Source organism: Exiguobacterium sp. s50, assembly GCF_018618175.1.
Lineage (GTDB): Bacteria > Bacillota > Bacilli > Exiguobacteriales > Exiguobacteriaceae > Exiguobacterium > Exiguobacterium chiriqhucha.
This window is the reverse complement of the sequence record NZ_JACSLP010000001.1, coordinates 335,480-359,121: the sequence shown is the minus strand read 5'-3', so window position 1 is coordinate 359,121 and position 23,642 is coordinate 335,480. Positions and strand designations below refer to the sequence as shown.

21 protein-coding genes and 1 pseudogene are annotated in these 23,642 nt (G+C 52.8%); 18 read left to right on the top strand and 4 right to left on the bottom strand.

Going from position 1 to position 23,642, the window contains the following annotated elements:
• Positions 1–74: 74 nt before the first annotated feature.
• The 5 genes and pseudogenes from KNP68_RS01870 to KNP68_RS01850 all read left to right on the top strand — a co-directional run.
• On the top strand, positions 75–962 hold the full coding sequence (locus KNP68_RS01870) for a class I SAM-dependent methyltransferase (RefSeq protein WP_058764001.1): 888 nt from the start codon (positions 75–77) through the stop codon (positions 960–962).
• Between the two features lie 126 nt (positions 963–1,088).
• Positions 1,089–2,300, top strand: a complete 1,212-nt coding sequence (locus tag KNP68_RS01865; protein WP_021065605.1) for an acetate kinase — start codon at positions 1,089–1,091, stop codon at positions 2,298–2,300.
• 432 nt (positions 2,301–2,732) lie between these two features.
• Positions 2,733–3,326: a 3D domain-containing protein gene (locus KNP68_RS01860; RefSeq protein ID WP_021065606.1), complete on the top strand. Its 594-nt coding sequence runs from the start codon at positions 2,733–2,735 to the stop codon at positions 3,324–3,326.
• A 255-nt stretch (positions 3,327–3,581) separates the two neighbouring features.
• The gene (locus tag KNP68_RS01855) at positions 3,582–4,673 is read left to right on the top strand and encodes an RNA-guided endonuclease TnpB family protein (protein ID WP_029595174.1); all 1,092 of its coding nucleotides are present in this window, start codon (positions 3,582–3,584) and stop codon (positions 4,671–4,673) included.
• Positions 4,674–4,809: 136 nt separating this feature from the next.
• A pseudogene (locus KNP68_RS01850) lies at positions 4,810–5,376 on the top strand (serine hydrolase); the annotation flags it as partial.
• A gap of 48 nt (positions 5,377–5,424) precedes the next feature.
• Here KNP68_RS01850 and KNP68_RS01845 read toward each other — a convergent pair.
• Complete coding sequence (locus KNP68_RS01845) at positions 5,425–5,862, bottom strand: universal stress protein (RefSeq protein WP_021065608.1); 438 nt, start codon at positions 5,860–5,862, stop codon at positions 5,425–5,427.
• Between the two features lie 183 nt (positions 5,863–6,045).
• On the opposite strand from KNP68_RS01845, the gene KNP68_RS01840 reads away from it, so the two are divergent.
• Both KNP68_RS01840 and KNP68_RS01835 read left to right on the top strand, forming a co-directional pair.
• On the top strand, positions 6,046–6,771 hold the full coding sequence (locus KNP68_RS01840; RefSeq protein WP_021065609.1) for an SDR family oxidoreductase: 726 nt from the start codon (positions 6,046–6,048) through the stop codon (positions 6,769–6,771).
• A 12-nt stretch (positions 6,772–6,783) separates the two neighbouring features.
• Complete coding sequence (locus KNP68_RS01835) at positions 6,784–7,506, top strand: metallophosphoesterase family protein (protein WP_214798515.1); 723 nt, start codon at positions 6,784–6,786, stop codon at positions 7,504–7,506.
• 43 nt (positions 7,507–7,549) lie between these two features.
• Here KNP68_RS01835 and KNP68_RS01830 read toward each other — a convergent pair whose 3' ends face one another.
• Positions 7,550–8,647, bottom strand: a complete 1,098-nt coding sequence (locus KNP68_RS01830; protein ID WP_029595176.1) for a M24 family metallopeptidase — start codon at positions 8,645–8,647, stop codon at positions 7,550–7,552.
• Between the two features lie 161 nt (positions 8,648–8,808).
• Here KNP68_RS01830 and KNP68_RS01825 point away from each other — a divergent pair, with 161 nt between their 5' ends.
• The gene (locus KNP68_RS01825) at positions 8,809–10,119 is read left to right on the top strand and encodes a DRTGG domain-containing protein (RefSeq protein ID WP_021065612.1); all 1,311 of its coding nucleotides are present in this window, start codon (positions 8,809–8,811) and stop codon (positions 10,117–10,119) included.
• Positions 10,120–10,163: 44 nt separating this feature from the next.
• Here KNP68_RS01825 and KNP68_RS01820 read toward each other — a convergent pair whose 3' ends face one another.
• On the bottom strand, positions 10,164–10,478 hold the full coding sequence (locus tag KNP68_RS01820; RefSeq protein WP_235045157.1) for a YtpI family protein: 315 nt from the start codon (positions 10,476–10,478) through the stop codon (positions 10,164–10,166).
• A 77-nt stretch (positions 10,479–10,555) separates the two neighbouring features.
• Here KNP68_RS01820 and KNP68_RS01815 point away from each other — a divergent pair, with 77 nt between their 5' ends.
• Positions 10,556–11,521: a DHH family phosphoesterase gene (locus KNP68_RS01815; RefSeq protein ID WP_058764551.1), complete on the top strand. Its 966-nt coding sequence runs from the start codon at positions 10,556–10,558 to the stop codon at positions 11,519–11,521.
• Between the two features lie 18 nt (positions 11,522–11,539).
• Here the strand turns inward: KNP68_RS01815 and KNP68_RS01810 are convergent, their stop codons facing one another.
• Positions 11,540–11,731, bottom strand: a complete 192-nt coding sequence (locus KNP68_RS01810; RefSeq protein ID WP_021065615.1) for a YtzJ family protein — start codon at positions 11,729–11,731, stop codon at positions 11,540–11,542.
• 102 nt (positions 11,732–11,833) lie between these two features.
• Between KNP68_RS01810 and dnaE the strand changes: the two genes are divergently transcribed.
• From dnaE to icd, 9 genes are all read left to right on the top strand, one after another.
• On the top strand, positions 11,834–15,004 hold the full coding sequence (gene dnaE / locus KNP68_RS01805) for a DNA polymerase III subunit alpha (RefSeq protein ID WP_371819302.1): 3,171 nt from the start codon (positions 11,834–11,836) through the stop codon (positions 15,002–15,004).
• A 74-nt stretch (positions 15,005–15,078) separates the two neighbouring features.
• A complete protein-coding gene (locus tag KNP68_RS01800) occupies positions 15,079–15,633 on the top strand; it encodes a FadR/GntR family transcriptional regulator (protein WP_214798511.1) in 555 nt (184 codons plus the stop codon).
• Between the two features lie 14 nt (positions 15,634–15,647).
• Positions 15,648–16,502 carry an acetyl-CoA carboxylase, carboxyltransferase subunit beta gene (gene accD, locus KNP68_RS01795; protein ID WP_029595180.1) on the top strand — a complete coding sequence of 285 codons (855 nt, stop codon included), beginning with the start codon at positions 15,648–15,650 and terminating at the stop codon, positions 16,500–16,502.
• Complete coding sequence (locus KNP68_RS01790) at positions 16,495–17,430, top strand: acetyl-CoA carboxylase carboxyltransferase subunit alpha (protein WP_021065619.1); 936 nt, start codon at positions 16,495–16,497, stop codon at positions 17,428–17,430. The genes accD and KNP68_RS01790 overlap by 8 nt, the downstream gene beginning before the upstream one ends.
• A gap of 160 nt (positions 17,431–17,590) precedes the next feature.
• Positions 17,591–18,559, top strand: a complete 969-nt coding sequence (gene pfkA, locus KNP68_RS01785; protein ID WP_029595181.1) for a 6-phosphofructokinase — start codon at positions 17,591–17,593, stop codon at positions 18,557–18,559.
• A gap of 95 nt (positions 18,560–18,654) precedes the next feature.
• On the top strand, positions 18,655–20,397 hold the full coding sequence (gene pyk / locus KNP68_RS01780; RefSeq protein WP_021065621.1) for a pyruvate kinase: 1,743 nt from the start codon (positions 18,655–18,657) through the stop codon (positions 20,395–20,397).
• Positions 20,398–20,464: 67 nt separating this feature from the next.
• Entirely contained in the window at positions 20,465–20,929 is a 465-nt protein-coding gene (locus KNP68_RS01775) for a DUF441 domain-containing protein (protein WP_021065622.1), read from the top strand.
• Between the two features lie 183 nt (positions 20,930–21,112).
• A complete protein-coding gene (citZ, locus tag KNP68_RS01770; protein WP_214798509.1) occupies positions 21,113–22,225 on the top strand; it encodes a citrate synthase in 1,113 nt (370 codons plus the stop codon).
• A 118-nt stretch (positions 22,226–22,343) separates the two neighbouring features.
• Positions 22,344–23,612 carry an NADP-dependent isocitrate dehydrogenase gene (icd, locus tag KNP68_RS01765; RefSeq protein WP_029595182.1) on the top strand — a complete coding sequence of 423 codons (1,269 nt, stop codon included), beginning with the start codon at positions 22,344–22,346 and terminating at the stop codon, positions 23,610–23,612.
• The last annotated feature ends 30 nt before the right edge of the window (positions 23,613–23,642 follow it).

Genomic DNA, 23,642 nt, shown 5'->3' with positions numbered 1-23,642 from the left:
CGCTTACACTAATAGAAGTGAACCGACCGGCTCTCCACAAGAGGGCCGGTTTTGTATGGAAAGGATGATCGAAGATGGAACGATTTGAACAACTGTATCGGGATTGGAAGAAAGAAGCGAAGAAGCTGACGACAGACCTTGACTTATTGCCGCTCGAGGCATTGATTGAAGTGTTTGAGCGAGTCAATGTCGAACAGGAGAAAACGGATGATGTCCGCAAAGCCGTCAGTCTGCTCGTCCTCGAGGAGACGACGACACTCCCGCCGAACCATCAACCGACGCCGGACGCCGTCAGCCTGTTCATCGGGTACTTGGCGACGAAACTCGTCAAGGACGGGGCGAACGTGCTCGAGCTCGGTAGCGGGACGGGGACACTCGTCCACGCCGTGTTGACACAATTGAAAGATGCCACCGCACAGGCGGTCGAAGTCGATGAGACGATGCTGCGTCTGTCTTACGCAATCAGCAACCTGCTCGGGAAGCCGGTATCGTACTTCCATCAAGACGCACTCGCACCGCTGTTCGTCGAGCCGAGCGACTTGGCACTCGTCGATTTGCCGATCGGCTATTATCCGAACGATGACATGGCGTCTGGCTACGCCTTGAAACGGGATGAAGGCCATTCTTACTCGCACTTCTTGTTGATCGAGCAGGCGATGCGTCACTTGAAACCAGGCGGTCACGGGATTTTTGTCATCCCGAACAATTTGTTTGAACAGGATGACGAAGGGAAATTAAAACAGTGGATGGACCGTGAGGCTGTCGTCAAAGGTGTTCTTCAATTACCGACGACGATGTTCAAAGACGAGCGATATGCGAAAAGCCTATTGATGTTACAAAAGCTTGGGGAAGGCGTCAAACGCCCGAAACAAGCACTCCTCGTCGAGTTGCCATCGTTCACGGATGTGCGTGCTGTTGCCAATATTGTGAAACAGATTGACGATTGGTTTAAAACAACATAATTTTTATTGGGCAAAAGACTTGAAAAACATATGCCATATCAAGTATCTTCATTATGATACAGTTATCGGTTTTTAAGAGAACAGATAAAGACTCGTGTTTAAATCGAAAGGTAAGAGGTGTATGACATGACAAAAATTATGGCAGTCAACGCAGGTAGTTCGTCATTAAAGTTCCAACTTCTCGAAATGCCATCTGAGAAGATGCTCGCCGTCGGGCTCGTCGAGCGTGTCGGAAAAGAAGATGCGATCTTCACGATTAAATATGGCGAAGGACAAAAGTTCCATATCGTCACACCGCTTCATTCACATAAAGAAGCGGTCGAGCTCTCGCTCGAAAAATTGATTGACCTTGATATCATTCAGTCGTTCGACGAAATCGCAGGCGTCGGTCACCGTGTCCTTCACGGAAAAGAGTTGTACGCGGATTCGGTCGTTATCGACGATGAAGTCATGAAGAACATCGAATCGTTCGTCGAACTCGGACCGCTCCACATCCCGCCAAACTTGACGGGGATTCGTGCGTTCCAAACGATTTTACCGAACGTACCGCAAGTCGCGGTCTTCGACACGGCGTTCCACCAGTCGATGCCGGAAGAGAACTTCTTGTACAGCCTTCCGTACGAGTACTACACGGAGCACGGCGTCCGGAAGTACGGTTTCCACGGAACGAGCCACAAGTACGTCACGCAACGTGCGGCAGAGCTTCTCGGTCGTCCGCTTGAAGACCTTCGTTTAATCTCATGCCACCTCGGTAGCGGTGCATCAATCGCAGCGGTTGCCGGCGGTCGTTCGATTGACACGACGATGGGCTTCACGCCACTCGAAGGAATCACGATGGGAACGCGCTCGGGATCACTTGACCCGGCCCTCATCCCGTTCTTGATGCAGAAGACTGGCAAGTCGGCTGAAGACGTATTGAACGTCATGAACAAAGAGTCAGGTGTCTACGGTCTCTCGGGTATCTCGAGTGACTTGCGTGACATCGAGCAAGCAGCGGCTGAAGGCAACCACCGTGCCGAAGTCTCGCTCAAAATCTTCTCGAACCGCATCCACGGCTATATCGGTCAATATGCGGCAGAGATGAACGGTGTCGATGCAATCATCTTCACAGCTGGTGTCGGAGAAAACTCTGACGTCATCCGTGAGCGCATCCTTCGTGGCCTTGAGTTCATGGGCGTCTACTGGGATCCATCACTCAACAACGGAGCACGCGGCAAAGAGTTGTTCATCAACTACCCGCACTCACCGGTCAAAGTCATCATCATCCCGACGAACGAAGAATTGGTCATCGCACGCGATACTGTTCGCATCGCCAACCTCGTCGAATCACACGTTTAAGCTGTTACAACGTCCGTTCCGTATTCATACGGGACGGGCTTTTTTTAGTGCTTTTGGCATACGGCATGAGATGGTTTTGTGACGATGGGCCGAATCGAAAGTGCTCGTTTGTAACATTTGACGTAAGAAAACATGGTTTCCGTAACAAAGCAGATATATTAATCCCTTTAATTGGGAATTAATATGACGAAACCTAAAGATTTTTATCAAAGCCGTCATCTTCCCTTAAAAGATGGCGGTTTTGTAATGTAATCGTAACTTAGCTGACACTCAAATGAATTTTAGTTGTAAACGCACGGTCATACGATTCGTCATATAGTTATCTGGACGAAACATTCCGTAATCGATACGACATGTTTCAACTGGAACAGCACCACAGATTCGACAACACGAACTTACAACGAACAAACCGACTAGGAGAGGACAAACCACATGCTCAAAAAAATTGGAACGGTCTTACTACTGACGGTCATGACACTCGCTATGCTCTTACCCCAACAACAAGTTGAGGCGTCTTCAAAAGTTTACGTACAAAGCCAAGTCAACGGATTGAACGTCCGCTCGGCAGGGACGCTCAGCGGTAAAGTGATTGGGAAAATCAATAAAGGACAACAACTTCAACGCACTGGCTCAAAAGGAGCTTGGATTCGCGTCAACTACAAAGGCAAGTCAGGTTGGATCGCTACAAAGTACTTACGCACCGTGAAGAAAACGGTCGCGAAGGCTAGTGTGAAAACATATACGATGAACGCATCGGCTTACACACCGTACTGCAAAGGATGTTCAGGCGTTACGGCATTAGGCTGGAACGTACGGGCACAAAAACGTAACGTCGTCGCTGTCGACCCGCGCGTCATTCCGCTCGGTAAGAAAGTACAAGTGTACGTCGGCGGGAAGTTGATGGGCACATACACAGCGGCTGACACAGGCGGCGCCATCAAAGGTAACAAAATCGACATCTTGATGTACTCACAAAGTGCGGCCCTCAACTTCGGTCGTAAGACGGTTACTGTCAAAGTGTTATAATACGTGAACGAGGGGCCATCGCATTTGCGGTGGCCCTTTTTTAACTAAATTAGGCGAGAATTCTCCCTCCTCTAAGCGTCTCGGGGCACGGCCCAGCGTAGGTAGGAGATGAATCGCCCGTCCCCGACGCCCTTGGCCACCGCTGTGACAGGACGACGAACAAAAGTTCGTGATTCCGTCAGATTTCCTCGCCCCCTCCGCGGGTATCGGAATGGGACAAGCATCATCCTGGTACCGGGCAAAGGAGGGACGGACATGCTGAAGGGCTACCGATATCGGCTCCACCCGACGGCGACGCAGGCCGAGTTCCTGATCAAGACGATCGGCTGCGCCCGCTTCATCTACAACAAGCTGCTCGAGGACCGCATCACCATCCACGAGGAGGCGAAGGCGGCAGGCGGACCGAGGCGGAAACCGCCGACACCGGCCTCTTACAAGCCGCTGTTCCCGTTCCTGTGCGAGGCGGACAGCCTCGCGCTCGCGAACGCGAAGCTGCACCTCGACGCGGCGTTCGCGAAGTTCTTCGCCGGGACGGCCGGCTTCCCGGTGTTCAAGTCGAGACGGAAATCGCGCGCGTCCTACACGACGAACAACCAGCACGGCACGATCCGCATCGAGACGGGAAAAGTCCGTCTGCCGAAGGTCGGGTTCATCCGGTTCACACAGCATCGCGGCTTCGACGGGGAGATCCGCTCGGCGACCGTGTCGATGACGAGGACGGGCACGTTCTTCGTGTCGCTCCTCGTCGAGCAGGATGACGAGCCGTGGGGCCCGGCCGAGCACAACATAGGGATCGACCTCGGGCTGGAACACTTCGCCACCATGACGAACGACGATTTCGTCACGGAGAAGATCGCGAACCCGCGCAACCTGCGACAGGCCGAAGATCGGCTCAAACAAGCGCAGCGCGCCCTCGCCCGCAAGAAGCCCGGCAGCCGGAACCGCGAGAAGGCCCGGCTCCTTTTGGCTAAAAAGCATGAAAAGGTACGGAACCGCCGGCACGACTTCCTCCACAAGCTGTCGCGACGCATCGTCGACGAGAACCAAGTCGTCGTGGTCGAGACGCTGAAGCCGAGGGAGATGATGCAAAACCGCCGCCTGGCGAAATCAATCGGGGACGCCGGGTGGGGCGAGTTCGTCCGACAACTCGAATATAAATGTAAATTCTACGGCCGGACGCTGATCAAGGCCGACCCGTGGTTCGCCTCGACCCAAGTCTGTTCGAGCTGTGGCGAGAACGGCGGCAAGAAAGACTTACAAATTCGGGAGTGGACGTGTGCCGCGTGCGGCGCGCACCACGACCGCGACGTCAACGCGAGCCTCAACCTGTTGCGCCTCGCCAACTGAAACACCTCAGGGCAGGGACTGCCCGACGAGCTTGGCCCATAATCGTGGCTGGTCAAAGCACGGTCTTCCCAAGAAGCTCCCACTTCAATTCGCGAAGCAAATAAGTGGTGAGTAGTTCACACGGTTATACGGATATGACTTCACTCACTTATTAAGAGAGCGGGTGTTTCAGCCGATGGGACTCTCGCGGACGGAATGGGCGACCGATGCGGCACCGAGTTTCGTCAAAGTCATTGACGATCCTGACGAGGAAGCGTCGTATAAGTTGTATCCTTTTGATGATGGAATGGGGTCGAACCTACATACGACTGCGCGAGAATTCGCGGAATGGGGCAATCTTCATCTGAATAACGGACGTCATCGTGGAGTTCAGATTGTGCCGAAAGAAATGATTCGTCTCGCGACATCGATTCAAAGTCCCGCATATCCCAACTCAACGTTCCCGACAAACGGGCTGTTTTGGTATGTCCAAGGCGAGCCGAAAGCGTGGAGCGAACTAGGGGAGGCTGTACCAGCTGGGTCGTATCAAATTCTTGGGAACACCGGGCCATTGCTATTGGTTATTCCTGCTTATCGAACCGTCGTCGTCAGGATGTATAACCAACTCTATAATTATGGTGGCGATCGATACCTCGATTACCTTCGCGAGTTCAGTAATTTGGCGGCTGAGACGGTTCGACCGATTGATAACCTGATGCCATAAGCGACTACACACGAAAGGGCCAACGCATGCGCGTTGGCCCTTGAAACGTTATTGGCGGACGATCAGCACGTCACACTTCGAGTAGCGGACGATGCTTTCAGAGACGCTACCGATGAAGAAGCGTTCGACGGCGTTCAACCCGGTCGCTCCACAGATGATGAGATCAATGTCGTGATTCGGTGCGATTTTTTTAGCGATTGTCACTTTCGGAGAGCCGTACTCGATGACCGTCTCTACTTCTTTGACACCTCGTTCTTTCGCGCGATTGACGTAGTCCTCGAGCAGTTCTTTCGCATACGTCTCGGCACGCTCGGTAATCGTCCGGTCGTACGCTTCAACCGTGGCGAATGTCCGTGTATCGATGACGTGTCCGATATACAGTTTGCCATCGTTTCGAAGTGCGACGTCGATTGCTGTTTCAAATGCACGTTCGGCCTCTTTCGAGCCGTCGACGGCAGATAGAATATGTTTGTAGACAATTGCCATGTAAATCCCAACCTTTCGCTTGAAATGTACGTGCGGCTTACATGTATAGTATACCACTTCTGCTTCAATTCACGCCCGGTTCTTTCAGAAATGTGTGAAATTTTCACAACTTTCTGATGGAACAGGTTGAAGTTTGGAAATGGGCAAGCGGAACGGGTAAGATGATACAGAGGAGGGATGACGATGAAACATGTAGTCATCACGGCCGGTGCGAAAGGGATCGGCCGCATTGTGACGGAACGATTATTGGAGGAAGGTTGGCACGTCAGTGTATTGCAGCGGAAGCCGATCGATTGGCAACATGAACGGTTACATATGGTCGAGGCCCCGTTGACGGACCGCGAAGCTGTCCTGAGTGGCTATGAAGAGGCGGTGGCCAAATTCGGAGAGCCGGACGCGCTCATCTTGAACGCCGGGCCTTACATCTTCGAACGGAAGTGTCTCGTCGATTTGACGGACGAGGAGTGGGACGAGGTCATCAGCGGCAATTTGTCAGCCTCGTTTTGGCTGATGCGCCGGGCTATCCCGAGTATGCGGGCAAAACGATTCGGCCGCATCATCACATATGGCTTCCCGGAGAGTGGGACGGCACCAGGCTGGGTTCATCGGTCGGCTTTCGCGGCCGCCAAAACCGGGCTCGTCAGTTTGACGAAATCGGTCGCACTCGAGGAAGCGGCACACGGCATCACAGCCAATATGATTAACCCGGGCAATATCGTCGGCGCGCAAAAAGAAATGCGAATCGAAGCGGCCGAACCGGACGACCAGACCCCGGTCGGACGACACGGGACGGGCGAAGACATCGCCCGCATGATTCTATTCCTGCTCGCCCGTGATTCCGATATGGTCACAGGTGCCATCATCGATGTGACCGGAGGTGTCAACGTCGTCCATCAATACCGAAAATAAGGAGGAAACCGCATGAAATTGGCCATGTTGACCGATATCCATGGAAACGTCCAAGCGCTCGACGCGGTGCTGGCCGAGCTCGATCGCCAGCAGGTCGACGAGATTTGGAGTTTGGGCGATATGATCGCGATGGGGCCCGACTCGAACGAAGTGATGGCACGTCTGCTCGACCGTGGTGTACACATGATCACCGGCAACCATGATGAGGCTGTCTTGTCGCTCATGGCCGGGACGGGTCACCCTGACAGTTATGCCCATACCCGTCCGCATCACGAGTGGGTGGCGCGCACGCTTAGGCCTGACTATGCGGACGCGCTCTTGAAGTTGCCGCGTACGATTGAACGCGTTGTCGAGGGTACGCGGGTATATGGGATTCATTATCATATCCCGAGCGAGAAGCGGGACGTGCCGATCACCGAGGAGCCGTTCCATGACATCGTCGAGGCGACACTTTCGAACATGCAGTCGTTGTATGGGTCTTATGAAGCGGACGTCATCTGTTTCGGGCATCATCATCCGGAGCATGTGTTCCATGACGACACGAAACATTATTTCAATCCCGGTGCGCTCGGTGTCGCCCGTGACGATTTGGCCCGTTACGGCATCCTCGAGTGGGATGAGACAGGCTTCGCCATCCATCCGCAGTCGGTCCGTTATGACAAGCAGGCATTTCTGGAAGCGATGGAACGGAATGATGTGCCGCAACGTGACGTCATGTTCCGACTCTTTTATTGACCGTGAAAAAGACCAGCCGCGTACGGCTGGTCTTTGTTGTGACTCAATTGATTTCTTGGAGCGTCTTCGGATAACTCGTCAACAAGATCGGACCACTCTCGGTCATGACGATATCGTCTTCGATGCGGACGCCGCCGACGCCAGGGAGATAAATTCCTGGTTCGACGGTGAACGTCATCCCGACTTGGGCCGTCATATCATTGTTGGCCGCCATCGACGGGAATTCGTGCACCTCGATGCCGATTCCGTGTCCGACGCGATGCGTGAAGTATTCGCCGTAGCCGGCCGACGTGATGACTTGGCGAGCCGCGATGTCGATGGATCCGAGCGTCGTCCCGACGTTCGCCATCTCGATGGCGGCTTCTTCGGCCTTAAGGACGGTCTCGTAAATCTCACGTTGCTTCGTGCTCGCTTCGCCGTAGACGACGGTGCGCGTGATATCCGAGGCGTAGCCTTGCCAAATGACACCGAGGTCGAACAAGGCGAAGTCGCCTTTCTTCAAGCGATTGTTACCAGGTACGCCGTGCGGATCGGCACTGTTCTCGCCGAACAAGACGAGCGTGTCGAACGACATCTCGCGGACACCTTGTTTCTTCATCGCATATTCGATCTCGGCGATGACCTCGAGCTCGGTCACGCCTTCACGCAAGGTGCGAATCCCTGCCTCAATCGCCATATCAGCGAGTTCGGCGGCGCGTTTCATCAGGCGGACCTCGTCCGGAGACTTAATCATGCGAAGCGCCTGAAGCTCTTCGGTCAAGTCGATGATTGAGAGACCGGCAAAGCCGGCGCGGAGCTGTTCGACGCGGTTGTAGGTCAAATGCTCGCCTTCAATCCCGATGCGCTCGGGGATAATCTGTTGGTCGAGGAACAGTTTGACGACTTTGTCCCATGGATTTTCGTGGTCCATGTACGTGACGATATCGCCATTCCAGTCGCTCGCCTCGACGATGCCTTTTTCAAGTGCCGGACAGACGAGAGCGGTCGTGCCGTTCTTCAAGACGAGGATGGCGATGAGCCGCTCATGTGCCTCGGCATATACTCCCGAAAAATAAAAGACTGATGCTTTCGACGTGACAAAAGCAGCGTCTAACCCTTTAGTGGCCAAAGATTGTGCAATATGGTTGGTTCGTTGATTCAACTCGTTTCCCTTCCTTCTCGTTCATTGGCGTTCTGTTTCATTATACCGTTTTCCAAAACGGAAAGGAAATGTCACATTTTCAGTAGTACAGTTTGAAGAAGGAAGACTGATACAGTATACTGAGGATGACAGAAAATGTATTGAGGAAAGGGACTCGTGACATGACAACAAAACATGAACAGATCATAGCACATATCGAGTCGCTCGATGTCGGATCTAAAATTTCGGTCCGCCAAATCGCGAAGGAATTGGCAGTATCAGAAGGAACGGCGTATCGGGCCATCAAGGAAGCGGAGAATTTAGGCTTCGTCTCGACGATTGAACGGGTCGGCACCATTCGCATCAAGCGTAAACATAAAGAGAACATTGAGAAGCTGACGTTCGCAGAAGTCGTCAATATCGTCGACGGGCAAGTGCTCGGTGGCCGAGACGGGCTCCATAAAACGCTCTCGAAGTTCGTCATCGGGGCGATGAAGCTTGAGGCGATGATGCGATATATCGACGTCGACTCACTCGTCATCATCGGAAACCGGGAAAAGGCGCATGAACTTGTGCTCCAGTCCGGTGGCGCCGTGTTGATCACGGGGGGATTCGACACGACCGATGAAGTGAAACGGATGGCCGATAAGTATCACATGCCGGTCATCTCGACGTCGTATGACAGTTTCACCGTCGCGACGATGATCAACCGGGCCATCTATGACCGCTTGATTAAAAAAGAGATTCTACTCGTCTCGGATATCGTCATCCCGCTGCACGACACGTTCTATTTGAAAGTGGACGATACGGTCAAACGGTGGCACGAACTGAACGAACGGACGAAACATAACCGCTATCCCGTCATCGACGAGCAGATGAAAGTCGTCGGCGTCATCACGGCGAAAGATTTGCTCGACCGGCCGCATGATACCGAGATCGAGAAAGTGATGACGAAGAGCCCGATCACGGTTGGCGTTCAGACGAGCGTCACCAATGCGGCTCACCAAATGGTTTGGGAAGGCATCGAGATGTTGCCGGTCGTTGATAACTATGGCCGTCTGCTCGGTATCATCAGCCGCCAAGACGTGTTGAAGGCGCTCCAACTCGCCAACCGCCAACCGCAAGTCGGCGAGACGTTCGACAATATGATCACGAACCAGTTGAAAGAAGATCCGGCTTCGAACGGGACGGCGTTCACCGTCGAGGTCGCTCCACAGATGACGAGCCACATGGGGACGGCATCGTCAGGGGTGTTGACGACGTTGCTCGTCGAAGGAGCGACCCGCAGTCTGCGCCATATGAAAAAAGGCGACCTCGTCGTCGAAAATATTACGGTCTACTTTATGAAACCTATTCAAATCGAGAGTCAAATTCGCGTCTCGGCCAACGTGTTCGACCTTGGCCGGAAGTTCGGGAAAGTCGATGTCGAGATGACACAAGGCACCCAACTCGTCGCCAAGGCGCTTGTCACGGCGCAATTGATTGACCGCTAACAAAAAAACGAGCTGATGCCATCATCAGCTCGTTTCTATTTCTCTTATGATTGGTTGATTGGCTCTTCGCTAGCGAGCGGATAGATTTTACGATAGCGAATGAACCCGACGATGGCGTTGCCGACACCCAAGACGAGCATAGCGATGCTGACGATCCAACCGATCGTCGAGCCGAGTCCGAGTCCGCCAACCATTTGGTTGACGGCGAAGAGTGCGAGAAACATGCTCAGCCAGATGAGCGCTTGCGTGTTGAACAGTGCTTTCCGGTACGGTGTCTTCGTCAAATAAGCGCGTCGTTTGGAAACGAAGTAGGCGCCTAGCGAAAACAGAATGAGTCCGATCATAACTAATTGACCCAAGTGAAGAAACCCCTTTCAGACGTGTAATCTGTTATCATCATACCATAGAATAGTGTTCAAGAAAGCGAGGAATGGCAATGGCACATTGGCCAGAGGCAGCAACGATATTGAAATTGATTGAAGCGGCGGACACGATTATGATTCACCGACACGTCCGTCCCGACCCTGACGCACTCGGGAGTCAGCTCGGATTAAAGCGGATTCTTGAAGTCGCCTATCCGGAAAAGCAGGTCTATGTCGTCGGCGGTATCGTCCGTGATTTAGAGTTTTTAGGTAAGATGGAGCATGTCGAACCGGAGATGTATCAAGAGGCGCTCGTCATCGTGCTCGATACGGCTAACCATGAACGAATCGATGGGCCGCACGCCTTGACCGGCAAAACGGTCGTCAAGATTGATCACCACCCTGACGAAGATGCGTATGCGACCCATCAAATCGTCGACACGACGGTCAGTTCCACCTCAGAGATGATTGCTGAACTTGCAGGGATTTGGGGGCTTGAACTTGACGAGGCATCCGCATTCTTGTTGTTCGCCGGAATCGTCGGCGACACGGGACGGTTCCAGTTCCGCAACGCGACGCCACGTACGTTCGAAGTCGCGGCCGAACTGATTAACCATGGTATCGATACGAACCGGTTGTATCGTCAAATGTATAAGACGAATTTGGCGACGTTGCAACTCCAAGGCTATGTCTTACAAAACGTCAATGTGACCGACGCGGGTGTCGGCTACGTCAAAATCGATGCAGACGTCTTGCGCACGTTCCATGCGACACCGGAAGCGGCGTCGCTGCTCGTCAACAGCTTCTCTGGCCTTGAAGGGCTGAAGTGTTGGGTCATGTTCGTCGAGAACAAGGACGAGATTCGTGTCCGGATCCGTTCGAAAGGGCCGGTCATCAATGAAGTGGCGAAACGCTATCGCGGCGGTGGTCATCCGATGGCCGCCGGTGCCACGATCTATAAATGGGAAGAGATGGACGAGGTGATCATGGCGCTCGATGAAGTCGCGGCCCCGTTCACGTTCGAAACTGAAGAGAGCTGACCCGTTGGTCAGCTCTCTTCAGCGTTTATCCTCTTCTTGTGGAATGAACCACGTACCACGGTCGGTCACATCCTCGACGACATCGAGTTGATACTCGGTGATATAACGACGGAGTCGTTCGATAATCTCCGGACTATCGGCGAAGACGGTCTGGCCGTTCTGTAAATTCTCTAGCTTGTCACGTGCGATTTTACCCCGATTAATAATCATACGGTTTATACCCCCTTTTAGGAGAAGTTTTGTCTATAATTATTGTATCAGACAAGTGCCAAAATGAGTTTGACAATTGTGAAAAAAGAAAGGGGGACTCTTGTGATCCACTTGAATGTAAGATCGGCTTATAGCTTGATGCAAAGTACGATTCGGCTCGAACAGTACGTCGCCCAAATGGCCGAGCGGGGGAGCCGAGCGGTCGCCTTGGCCGACGATGCATTATATGGCTTGCCGCAATTCGTCCGGTTATGTGAACGCTATGCGGTTAAACCCGTTATTGGATTACGGACGACGCTACGAATGGATGGATTCGACGTCTCCGTTCTCGTCTATGCGTTGACCGATGAACAAGTGCCCGAACTGTATCGCATCGTCCAGGCCGATGGCTTGACCGAAGCGACCGAACTGGCGGTGCTCATCTTACCGGAGAACTGGAAAGCGAACGACCCGGTTCACCGTCGCCGTCTCTATAACCATTTGCTCGGTTATGTGAATGAAGACAGACTGTGGCTCGGGTTGCCGGCGCCGCAGTCGACGGAACAGACGCTGATGCTCCGGCAATTACGCGAGATGCGTGACGAACTGGGGACACGACTCGTACCGGCCCCGGACACGTGTTACATGAGACCGGAGGATTTCGAGGCGTATCGCGCCATCGTCGCCATCGGTGAAGGCGAGCTCATCTCACAAGAAGATGTGCATCGGAAAGGAAAGTACGTAAGACTGCCGAGCGAAATGAACGATTGGTTCGACCCGATCGAGCTTGAGGCGTTGGACGAGTTCGAATCCCTCATCTCGGTCACACGCTTGCCGGAGGCGACCTCGTCGATTCCAGAGATTGAACATGCGATCGACCGACTGAAGCGTCTCGTCGCCGAACGATTAAAGGCGCTCGACTTGTTCCAAGAGGAATATATCGAACGAGCCCGCTATGAACTCGACGTCATTGCGCGGACCGGTTTCGCCTCGTATTTCCTCATCGTCGAGGACATCGTCCGCTACTCTAGGGAGCAAGGCATTGAAGTCGGTCCGGGGCGTGGGTCCGCGGCCGGATCACTCGTCAGTTTCGCGCTTCACATCACCGAGGTCGACCCGGTCCGGTTCGAGCTGTTATTCGAACGCTTTTTGAACCCGGAACGAATCACGATGCCGGATATCGATTTAGACTTCGAAGACGAGCGGCGCGACGAGGTCGTCCGCTATGTCCTCGATAAATACGGGGCCAACCACGCCGCCCAAATCGGGACGCTCGCGACGTTCGGCGCGAAAGCGGCGCTACGTGATGTCGCGCGGGCGCTCGGGCTGACGCTTGAAGAAGGACAGGCGGCCAGCAAACAAGTGAAAGACGACGGGTTGGCCGGGATTTTGGCCAATCCGACGAAGATGAAATGGTTCGCCGGCAGTCAGAAGCGGTCGCAACTGTTACACATCGCCGCCCAGCTCGAAGGATTGCCCCGTCAAGCCTCGGTCCACGCGGCCGGACTCGTACTCAGTCGTGACGCGCTTGATGACGTCACCCCGTTACAGCCGACAGCAGGGGAGCAAGTGACCCAATATAATATGAAGGATCTCGAAGCGCTCGGCCTGTTGAAAATCGATTTGCTCGGCCTGCGCAACTTGACGAGACTCCGTCAGATGGAGACGCTCATTCGCGAGACGGATGAACTGTTCTCGCTGAAGACGATTCCATTGAATGACGCCAAGACGTTGCGGGTGCTCGCTCGCGGTGACACGGACGGGATTTTTCAGTTCGAATCGGAAGGGATGAAACAAGCGCTCCGGCAAGTGAAGCCGACCACGTTCGAGGATATCGTCGTCACGATGTCGCTCTATCGTCCAGGTCCGATGCAGTTTATCGATACGTATGCGAAGCGAAAGCATGGCATGCCGCATCAGCCGGTCCACCCGGTCGTCGGTGAGATTATGCGTACGACGAACGGCGTGCTCGTCTATCAGGAGCAAGTCATGCGCCTCCTGCGAGAACTTGCCGGCTACTCGTATGCCGAGGCCGATTTGATTCGCCGTGCCATCGCCAAGAAAGATGTAGCGGCCATCGACGTTGAGAAGAGTCGATTCTTGGAACGTTCGTCGGAGCGGTTCGACAGCGACTCGATGCGACAAGTATTCTCGTGGATTGAGAAGTTCGCGGGCTACGGTTTCAACCGTTCGCACGCGGTGGCCTACAGTTTAATCAGTTATCGCTTGGCTTTCGTGAAGGCGCACTTCGAGCGGATTTTTTATCTCGTTACGTACGACAAGACGAACCAACTCGTTCGCATGCTGCGAAAAGGGAAAATTCCCGTCTATCCGCCGGACGTCCTTCATGGCCAAGCCGGGGCCTTTTTAGAAGGGCCAGGGGTCCGTCTCGGGTTGAAGGCGGTCCAAGGCTTGACGAAACGCGACGTCGAACGGTTGATTGAACACCATTCCGAATTCACCGACGTAAAACGTCTGCTCGAACTGATGGAGTGGGGCTCGAAAGACCAGCCGAAGTTGCGGCGCCTGCTCGGAGCCGGTGCCCTCGACCGGATGTATCACGGCGATCGCCACCGTGCGTTCGAGGCCGTTGAACGGCTTCGCGAGGAGACAGAGACGCATCTGCTCCCAGATGAGCTGTCCGCACTCGGTTTGAAGCGCTCGGCACCAATCGAGCCGAATTGGTCCGAAGAAGAACGGGAAGCACTCGGGACGTGGATCGTCCACTCGCCGTTGACGACGGTCGCCCCGCTCTCGATTGAGACGGTGACGATCGATGAAGTGTTGAACGGCGAACGGGGATTCATCGTCGTCTATGTCGATGCGATTCGTACGTTCAAGACGAAAAAGAATGAAGAGATGGGTGTTGTCATGGTCGATGACGGCGTCTCGCAAGACGAGGTCGTGATTTTTCCACGCGTGTTCACCCAATTCTCTCGTTCACTTTACGTCGGGAACGTCCTCTTGCTCGAGGTGCATCCGAATGAACGGGACGGGCGTCGCCAACTCGTCGTCGAACGCGTCCGGCCTCTCCACGGCCAAGCGTTGTTTGTCCGATTGCGTCTGGAGTCGTTCGCCGACCTTGAAGAACTATTGCGAACAGCGCCAGGGGATGTCCCCGTCATTTGCCGATTCTCTGATTCGAAAGAAGTGAAACAACTCGCCTCGACATATGCCGTCAATCCGACAGAAGCATTGTTGCAAGGATTGAGGCAACGGTTCGGCGATACGGATGTCGTGTTGAAACGGGTCGACTCGAAATTGCCCGGCACGGGAACTAGTACCAAGTCATAAAAAGTGGTATAATCTGTTTAATTGGTCTGACCACTTTAGAGATAATGCCATCCAAAAGGGAGTTGAACGGTCAGATGCATGGAAAACACGCATCCTCATTTCACGAAAACATTTCTAAAATCAGAACGTTAATCGTCCAGGCCGCACTCGAGCCGGGCGACCGTCTCCCGTCAGAACGGGAACTCGCTGAAACGCTGTCCATCAGCCGTGCGTCAGTCCGTGAAGCATTACGGGCTCTCAGCTTCCTTGGGATTGTTGAGACGAAACACGGCGGCGGCACGTTTTTGTGTGAACAGGATCGGCACCGTTACATTGAAATCTTGTCAGAGTTCATCGTCACGAAACAGACGAAGGCGTCGGACATCGTCGATATGTTGCGTTTGCTTGAGCGCTTGGCGTTGACGGAGGTCGAACCGACCCCGGAACGCATCGCGTTGCTCGAGTCGAGCGTTGAGACGGACCGCGCCTTCAGGCAAAACCTTATCTTCGGATTAAAGAATGAACTGTTCATTCGAATCTGGAGCGAAGTGAACCGGTTTTATGACGGCACGGACGCAGGCGACCTATATACGGAAGACGAACGTAGACGATTGTTTGAGATGTGGCGTGGGGCGGGGATGCCGGAATGAACGAGGGGGAAGCGATGACTGCTTTTTTCAAGAAACCTAAACGATATATGCCATTGCGTCAACGAGAACCAAAGATTGATGCACCACAAGGCTTGATGACGAAATGTCCATCTTGTAAATATATGCATTACACGAAACAGTTAAACGAGAATCATAAAGTGTGTGATTGCGGCTACCATTTCCCGCTCAGTGCAGATGAGCGGATTCACATGTTGGTCGATGGTCAATCGTTTGAAAAATTTGCGGGACCGCTCGTCAAAGAGAACCCGCTTGATTTTCCAGATTATGAAGATAAATTGAAAAAAGACAGGGAACGAACTGGGATTGAGGAAGCAATCGTTTGCGGTCGTGCCACAATCGATGGGCTCCCGGTCGTCGTCTGCGTCATGGATGCCCGTTTCCGTATGGGGTCGATGGGCGCCTACGTCGGAGAAGCAATCGCCTCGGCGGTCCGGACCGCGACGAAAGACGGATTGCCGGTCGTCTTGTTCACGGCCTCGGGCGGTGCCCGCATGCAAGAAGGCATGGTCAGCTTGATGCAGATGGCCAATACGTCAATCGCCTTGAAAGAACATGACGAGGCGGGTCTTCTGTATGTCGCCTACTTGACGCATCCGACAACAGGTGGCGTGTCGGCGAGTTTCGCGATGCTTGGTGATGTGAACGTCGCCGAACCTGGAGCGTTGATCGGCTTTGCCGGTCGTCGCATCATCGAACAGACGATTCGTGAAAAATTGCCAGACAACTTCCAAACTGCCGAGTTTCTATTAGAAGCGGGTCAATTGGACGCCGTCGTTCATCGTGAACAGATGCGTTCGTTCTTGAAGAAGATGATCGTGTTACACGGCGGGGAGGTCCATCATGTTTGATCCAATCAAAGAAGTAAATGAACAGCTCGGGAAGTTGCGTGAGACGGCGGAGACGAAAGGAATCGATTTATCCCGTGAAATCCGTCACCTTGAAGCGAAGCTTCATCGATTAGAAAAAGACATTTATGGGAATATGAAACCGTGGGATCGCGTGCAGCTGGCGCGAAATCCGAAACGCCCGACGACGCTCGATTATATCGATCGCCTGTTCCCGGATTTCATCGAGTTGCACGGTGACCGTCACGGCTATGATGACGCTGCGATTGTAGCGGGATTGGCCACACTCGACGGCGTCCCGGTGACGATTATCGGTCATCAACGTGGGCGGAACACGAAAGAGAACATGAAACGCAACTTCGGGATGCCACATCCAGAAGGCTATCGCAAAGCGCTTCGTTTCATGAAGCAAGCAGAGAAGTTCAATCGTCCGGTCATCACGTTCATCGATACAAAAGGCGCCTACCCTGGGAAAGCGGCCGAAGAGCGTGGACAAAGCGAAGCGATTGCCCGCAACTTGTTTGAAATGGCGACGTTGAAAGTTCCGATTATCTCGATTGTCATCGGGGAAGGCGGATCGGGCGGTGCGCTCGGGATTGGTGTTTGCGACCGGTTGCTCATGCTTGAAAACAGCACGTACTCGGTCATTTCACCAGAAGGCGCGGCTGCCCTGCTTTGGAAAGACGCGAAGCTTGCGGAACGCGCTGCGGAAACGATGAAGATTACGGCACAAGATTTGTTGAATTTAGGGATTGTCGATGAAGTCGTCACCGAGGTGTTTGGTGGTGCCCATATCGATGTGTCATTACAGTCATCACTCTTAAAGCCTGTATTAGCACAACACATGACTGAGTTGCGAGGACGGACTCAAAACGAGTTGTTGCAAGGGCGCGCTGCCAAATATCATGAAATTGGCACAATTGGCTCGTGAAAACGTTAACAATCGCTTTGCGTTCACGTTAAATCACTCACGAGTTGACTGCTTTTGAGCATACCCCATGCTTTTTTTTCACATACTTGTGTTGTAAAACAAAGGTCAGACATGGTATTTTATTTTCAGATTTCGTTAAAACACATAAGAGGTGAGTGACGTGAATTTAAAACGTATTGCGGTATTGACAAGTGGGGGAGACGCCCCCGGAATGAACGCTGCAGTCCGTGCCGTGACCCGAAAAGCGATTTTCGAAGGTCTAGAAGTGTACGGTGTGTATAACGGCTATCAAGGTCTAATCGAAGGAGATCTCGTTGAATTGAACCTCGGTTCTGTCGGTGACATCATCCAGCGTGGAGGAACATTCTTACGTTCTGCCCGTTGCCCTGAGTTTAGAACGGAAGAGGGCCGTGCCAAAGCGGTCGAGCAGTTGAAGAAATTCAATATCGACGCGCTTGTAGTCATCGGGGGCGACGGTTCTTACCGTGGCGCCCAGAAGTTGACGGAACTTGGATTCCCGACAATCGGGCTTCCAGGAACGATTGACAACGATATCCCAGGAACGGATGCAACAATCGGGTTCGATACGGCGCTCAATACGGCGCTTGACGCGATTGATAAAATCCGTGACACGGCGTCGTCGCATGAGCGGACGTACGTCATCGAAGTAATGGGTCGTGATGCAGGTGACATCGCACTTTATGCCGGTCTTGCCGGTGGTGCCGAGTCAATCCTCGTCCCAGAACGTCCAGAAGATTTGAGTGCCATCGTCGACCGCATCAACCATGGTGTGGCGCGCGGTAAGAAACATTCGATCGTCGTTGTCGCCGAAGGCGCAGGCAGTGCCGAAGAAATCGGAAAAATGATCGCTGAGAAGACAAACTCAGAGACGCGTGTAACGATTCTTGGACATATCCAACGCGGCGGTTCCCCGACTGCTGCTGACCGTGTGCTTGCGAGCCGCATGGGTGCGTATGCCGTTGAGATTTTACTCGAAGGCAAAGCCGGACGTGTTGTCGGTATCCGCGGCGGTAAGATGATGGATCTTGATATCGATGAAGCGCTCGACCATAACAAACATTCGATTGATATGCAGTTGATTGATCTTTCGAACCAACTTTCGATTTAACGAGTAGCAGTGAACTCCACAGAGACGGGATCAGGTCGGTTGACCCCCCGTTTTCTGTGTGTAAATGTAATACATCCCCTAGGAGGTTTTTATTTATGCGTAGAACGAAAATTGTATGTACGATTGGACCAGCTTCAGAGAAACGTCTTCCAGAAATGATTGAAGCCGGAATGAACGTCGCTCGTCTCAACTTCTCACACGGTGACTATGAAGAGCACGGCGCACGTATCCGTGACATTCGCGAAGCATCAAAAGCTGCCGGTAAAGTCGTGACGGTACTTCTTGACACGAAAGGTCCTGAAATTCGTACACATACGTTTGAAGAAGGAAAAGCACTCCTCGAAAAAGGCAAAGAAGTCATCATCGTCTCGACAGAAGAAATCGTCGGAACGAAAGATCGTTTCTCAGTCACGTACGAAGGCTTGTACGAAGACGTTGAAGTCGGTTCACGCATCATGCTCGACGACGGACTCATTGGTCTCCTTGTCGTTGAGAAACTCCCGAACCGTGACCTTCGCTGCGTCATCGAAAACGAAGGCGTCATCAAGACGAAGAAAGGTGTCAACTTGCCTAACGTCAAAGTGAACCTTCCTGCCCTTACAGACAAAGACATCGCCGACATCGAGTTCGGTATTTCTCAAGACATCGATGTCATCGCGGCATCGTTCGTACGCCGTGCGTCTGACGTCGTTGAGATTCGTCAACTTCTCGAGCGCAACAACGCGTCACACATCAAAATCTATCCAAAAATCGAAAACCAAGAAGGTGTCGACAACATCGACGAAATCTTGGCGATTTCTGACGGTTTGATGGTCGCTCGTGGTGACCTCGGAATCGAGATCCCAACAGAAGAAGTCACACCAGTTCAAAAAGAATTGATCAAGAAGTGTAACGACCTCGGGAAACCGGTCATCACGGCTACACAAATGCTTGATTCAATGCAACGCAACCCGCGTCCAACACGTGCGGAAGCATCTGACGTTGCCAACGCCATCCTCGATGGTACGGACGCAGTCATGCTTTCAGGTGAGACGGCAGCAGGGGACTACCCAATCGAGTCAGTTCAAATGCAAGCAGCAATCGCTGTTCGTACTGAGCAAATGCTCGACTACAAAAACTTGCTCAAAGATCGTCAGAAGCGCAGTGAGCACACGGTAACGGATGCGATCTCACAAGCGGTTGCCCACACGGCAATCAACTTGAACGCGAAAGCGATCTTGACACCGACACAATCAGGTTACACGGCTGCTCGTACAGCGAAGTATCGTCCAGAGGCGAACATCATCGCGGTCACAGAGTCAGAGCGTGTGGCACGTCAATTGAACCTCGTTTGGGGCGTGTACCCAATCGTGGCTGACACGATGCCGAACAACACGGATGAGATGTTGGTACAAGCTTCAGAAGCAGCTCGTCACGCTGGATTCGTTACAGACGGTGACCTCGTCGTCATCTCGGCTGGTATCCCGGCTGCGACTGCTGGTACGACAAACATGATGAAAGTTCATATCGTCGGTCACGCCCTCGCAAACGGACGTGGGATCGGTGAGCGTGGTCTCGTCGGTGAAGTCGTCGTTGCGAACAATGCAGACGAAGCGAATGCGAAAGCGAAAGAGGGCATGATCCTCGTCGCACCATTCACAGATAAAGAAATGATGCCAGCGATTGAAAAAGCGGCTGGAATCATCACAGAAGACGGTGGATTGACGAGCCATGCCGGTATCGTTGGACCATCACTCCGCAAGCCGGTTATCGTCGGTGTCGAATCAGCGACATCAACGTTCCGCGACGGACAGATGATTTCAATCGACCCACTTACTGGTAAAATCTACAACGCGTAATCGAATGCCAATCGAACCGACCTTTTCATGAGGTCGGTTCTTTTTCCATTCAGAAAGAGAGTGTGTGATGAGTGCCTATTTATTCTTGCTGTTGCTCGTATTGATTGGGGTTATCTCCCATAACCAGTCGGTCATCATCGCCAGCAGCGTCCTCTTGATTATTAAAGCGGTCGGATTCGGCGACCAATTGTTCCCGACGCTCGCCTCAAAAGGCATCCATTGGGGCGTAACGATTATTACAATTGCCGTCCTCGTGCCGATTGCGACCGGCGATATCGGATTCCGGGAATTGTGGAATAGTATTAAAGGTCCAGTCGGCATCATCGCGTTCGCCTCTGGAATCTTCGTCGCGCTCGCCGCCGGCCAAGGGGTCCAACTGATGCGGGTCGACCCCGTCGTGACGACGGCATTGCTCGCTGGGACTATCCTGGCCGTCGGTTTCATGAAAGGCGTGCCGGTCGGACCGCTCGTCGGAGCCGGCATCGCCGCCTTGATTTTAGGTGGATTTAGCCTGTTACAAAAATGGTTCTGACATTTTTTGACGGCTGGATACGCTTACATTTCTTTTTTTCAGTAAATTGTTTATACTAGATAAAGGACAGGGTGGAGCGAGCTCGAAACGGATTGGGGAGAGTCTTCGACTCCTCGCCCTTATTCCCTACACACAGACTGTATATGCGGTCGATCACTTTTAAAGACTGAGGGGGAGTTATTGATGTCAACGACAAAAGGTTTAGAAGGAATTGTGGCAGCGGCCTCAAAAGTCAGTTCGATTATCGACGGACAATTGACTTACGGAGGATACACGATTGACGATTTGGCAGACCACGCCACATTCGAAGAGGTTGTTTTCCTATTATGGAACGACCGCCTTCCGAAAGAAGATGAATTAACTGAGCTCTCAGCAGCGCTCGTGAAAGAAGCCAAATTGCCAGAAGACGTCATCGCGACGCTCAAACGGGCACCGAAATCGGCCAATGCGATGGCGACGATTCGGACTGCACTTTCACAGCTCGCGCTTTATGATGAAGAGTCTGAAGATATGAGTCCGGAAGCGAACATGCGCAAAGCGATTCGTCTCCAAGCGCAAATCGCCACGATTGTGACGGCATTCGCTCGTCTTCGTAAAGGCGAACAACCGGTTGCACCAAAACAGGGCTTGTCTTATGCGGGCAACTTCTTGTACATGTTGAATGGAGAAGAGCCGAGCGAGGTCGCCGAGAAGACGATTGACAAGGCACTCATCCTTCACGCCGACCATGAATTGAACGCTTCGACGTTCACGGCCCGCGTCTGCGTTGCCACATTGTCGGATATTTATTCTGGTGTGACGGCGGCGATGGGCGCCCTTAAAGGCCCGCTCCACGGAGGTGCGAACGAGGCGGTCATGAAGATGCTTCATGAAATCGGATCGGTCGACAAAGTCGAAGACTACGTCCGCGGCAAGTTCGAACGCCGTGAGAAGATCATGGGCTTCGGTCACCGTGTCTATAAGGACGGCGACCCACGCGCGAAACACTTGAAAGAGATGAGCCGCCAATTGACTGCTCAAATCGGCGAACCGGAATGGTACGAGATGTCTGAGAAAATCGATCATCTCGTCGAGACGGAAAAAGGCTTGAAACCGAACGTCGATTTCTATTCGGCGTCAACATATTACGCGCTCGGCCTCGACGAAGAGTTGTTCACGCCGATCTTTGCTGTCTCACGCATGTCGGGCTGGATTGCCCACATCCTCGAGCAGTACGCGGACAACCGTTTGATCCGTCCTCGCGCTGAATACATCGGCGAGACGAACCGGTCATACGTCCCGGTGAACGAGCGTTAATTGACGCCGAACGAGAAGTTCGAGTCACAATTTAGACATAAACTTTGGTAAACTAACAATTGACGTAGGTCGGCGCTCGCGTCGGCCTACATAAATGTACTTAGGGGGATTCATTATGTTGACACAAAACGAAAAGATTACAGTTGAAAACGGTGTATTAAACGTACCAAACGTACCGACGATTCCATTTATCATCGGCGACGGCACAGGACCTGATATTTGGAACGCATCAGTGCGCGTCTTTGATGCGGCTGTCGAAAAAGCATATGGCGGCGAGAAGAAAATCGAATGGATGGAAGTGTACGCTGGGGAGAAGGCCTACAACCAAAAAGGCGAATGGCTTCCAAACGAGACACTCGATCAAATCCGTGAATATTTGATTGCCATCAAAGGTCCATTGACGACACCGGTCGGCGGCGGAATCCGTTCACTCAACGTAGCACTCCGTCAAGAACTTGACTTGTACACGTGCTTGCGCCCGGTCCGTTACTTCACAGGCGTCCCTTCACCGGTCAAACGCCCAGAGGATACAGACATGGTCATCTTCCGTGAGAACACAGAAGATATCTACGCAGGAATCGAATACGCGTCAGGTAGCGACGAAGTGAAGAAGTTGATCTCATTCTTGAAAGAAGAGATGAACGTCAACAAAATCCGTTTCCCAGAAACGTCTGGAATCGGAATCAAGCCAATCTCGTCTGAAGGAACAAAACGTCTTGTTCGTGCGGCGCTCGAGTACGCCATCGCGAACAACCGTAAATCGCTCACGCTCGTTCATAAAGGAAACATCATGAAGTTCACAGAAGGCGCCTTCAAAAACTGGGGCTATGAGCTTGCAGAAGAAGAGTACGGCGACAAAGTCTTCACATGGGCGCAGTATGACCGTATCAAAGAAGAATCAGGCGAAGCGGCTGCGAATGAAGCGCAATCGAAAGCAGAAGCAGAAGGCAAAATCATCGTAAAAGATTCAATCGCTGATATCTTCTTGCAACAGATTTTGACACGTCCGCGTGAGTTCGATGTCGTGGCCACGATGAACTTGAACGGTGACTACATCTCGGATGCGCTCGCTGCCCAAGTCGGCGGAATCGGGATCGCCCCTGGAGCGAACATCAACTACGTGACGGGCCATGCTATCTTCGAAGCGACACACGGTACGGCACCGAAGTATGCCGGCCTCGACAAGGTCAACCCGTCATCGGTCATCTTGTCTGGTGAAATGATGCTTCGTCATATGAACTGGAACGAAGCGGCTGACCTCATCATCAACTCGATGGAGAAGACGATCGCCTCGAAAGTCGTCACATACGATTTCGCTCGTCTCATGGACGGCGCGACAGAAGTGAAGTGTTCAGAGTTTGCGGATGAATTAATTAAAAACATGTAAGACATCAGCTAAACCAAGGGGGAGAGCACA

Excerpts from the sequence above, each read along its gene's own strand:
- KNP68_RS01870 (WP_058764001.1), top strand. The coding sequence starts at position 75 with ATGGAACGATTTGAACAACTGTATCGGGATTGGAAGAAAGAAGCGAAG.
- KNP68_RS01865 (WP_021065605.1), top strand. The coding sequence starts at position 1,089 with ATGACAAAAATTATGGCAGTCAACGCAGGTAGTTCGTCATTAAAGTTC.
- KNP68_RS01860 (WP_021065606.1), top strand. The coding sequence starts at position 2,733 with ATGCTCAAAAAAATTGGAACGGTCTTACTACTGACGGTCATGACACTC.
- KNP68_RS01855 (WP_029595174.1), top strand. The coding sequence starts at position 3,582 with ATGCTGAAGGGCTACCGATATCGGCTCCACCCGACGGCGACGCAGGCC.
- KNP68_RS01845 (WP_021065608.1), bottom strand. The coding sequence starts at position 5,862 with ATGGCAATTGTCTACAAACATATTCTATCTGCCGTCGACGGCTCGAAA.
- KNP68_RS01840 (WP_021065609.1), top strand. The coding sequence starts at position 6,046 with ATGAAACATGTAGTCATCACGGCCGGTGCGAAAGGGATCGGCCGCATT.
- KNP68_RS01835 (WP_214798515.1), top strand. The coding sequence starts at position 6,784 with ATGAAATTGGCCATGTTGACCGATATCCATGGAAACGTCCAAGCGCTC.
- KNP68_RS01825 (WP_021065612.1), top strand. The coding sequence starts at position 8,809 with ATGACAACAAAACATGAACAGATCATAGCACATATCGAGTCGCTCGAT.
- KNP68_RS01815 (WP_058764551.1), top strand. The coding sequence starts at position 10,556 with ATGGCACATTGGCCAGAGGCAGCAACGATATTGAAATTGATTGAAGCG.
- KNP68_RS01810 (WP_021065615.1), bottom strand. The coding sequence starts at position 11,731 with ATGATTATTAATCGGGGTAAAATCGCACGTGACAAGCTAGAGAATTTA.
- KNP68_RS01800 (WP_214798511.1), top strand. The coding sequence starts at position 15,079 with ATGCATGGAAAACACGCATCCTCATTTCACGAAAACATTTCTAAAATC.
- accD (WP_029595180.1), top strand. The coding sequence starts at position 15,648 with ATGACTGCTTTTTTCAAGAAACCTAAACGATATATGCCATTGCGTCAA.
- KNP68_RS01790 (WP_021065619.1), top strand. The coding sequence starts at position 16,495 with ATGTTTGATCCAATCAAAGAAGTAAATGAACAGCTCGGGAAGTTGCGT.
- pyk (WP_021065621.1), top strand. The coding sequence starts at position 18,655 with ATGCGTAGAACGAAAATTGTATGTACGATTGGACCAGCTTCAGAGAAA.
- KNP68_RS01775 (WP_021065622.1), top strand. The coding sequence starts at position 20,465 with ATGAGTGCCTATTTATTCTTGCTGTTGCTCGTATTGATTGGGGTTATC.
- citZ (WP_214798509.1), top strand. The coding sequence starts at position 21,113 with ATGTCAACGACAAAAGGTTTAGAAGGAATTGTGGCAGCGGCCTCAAAA.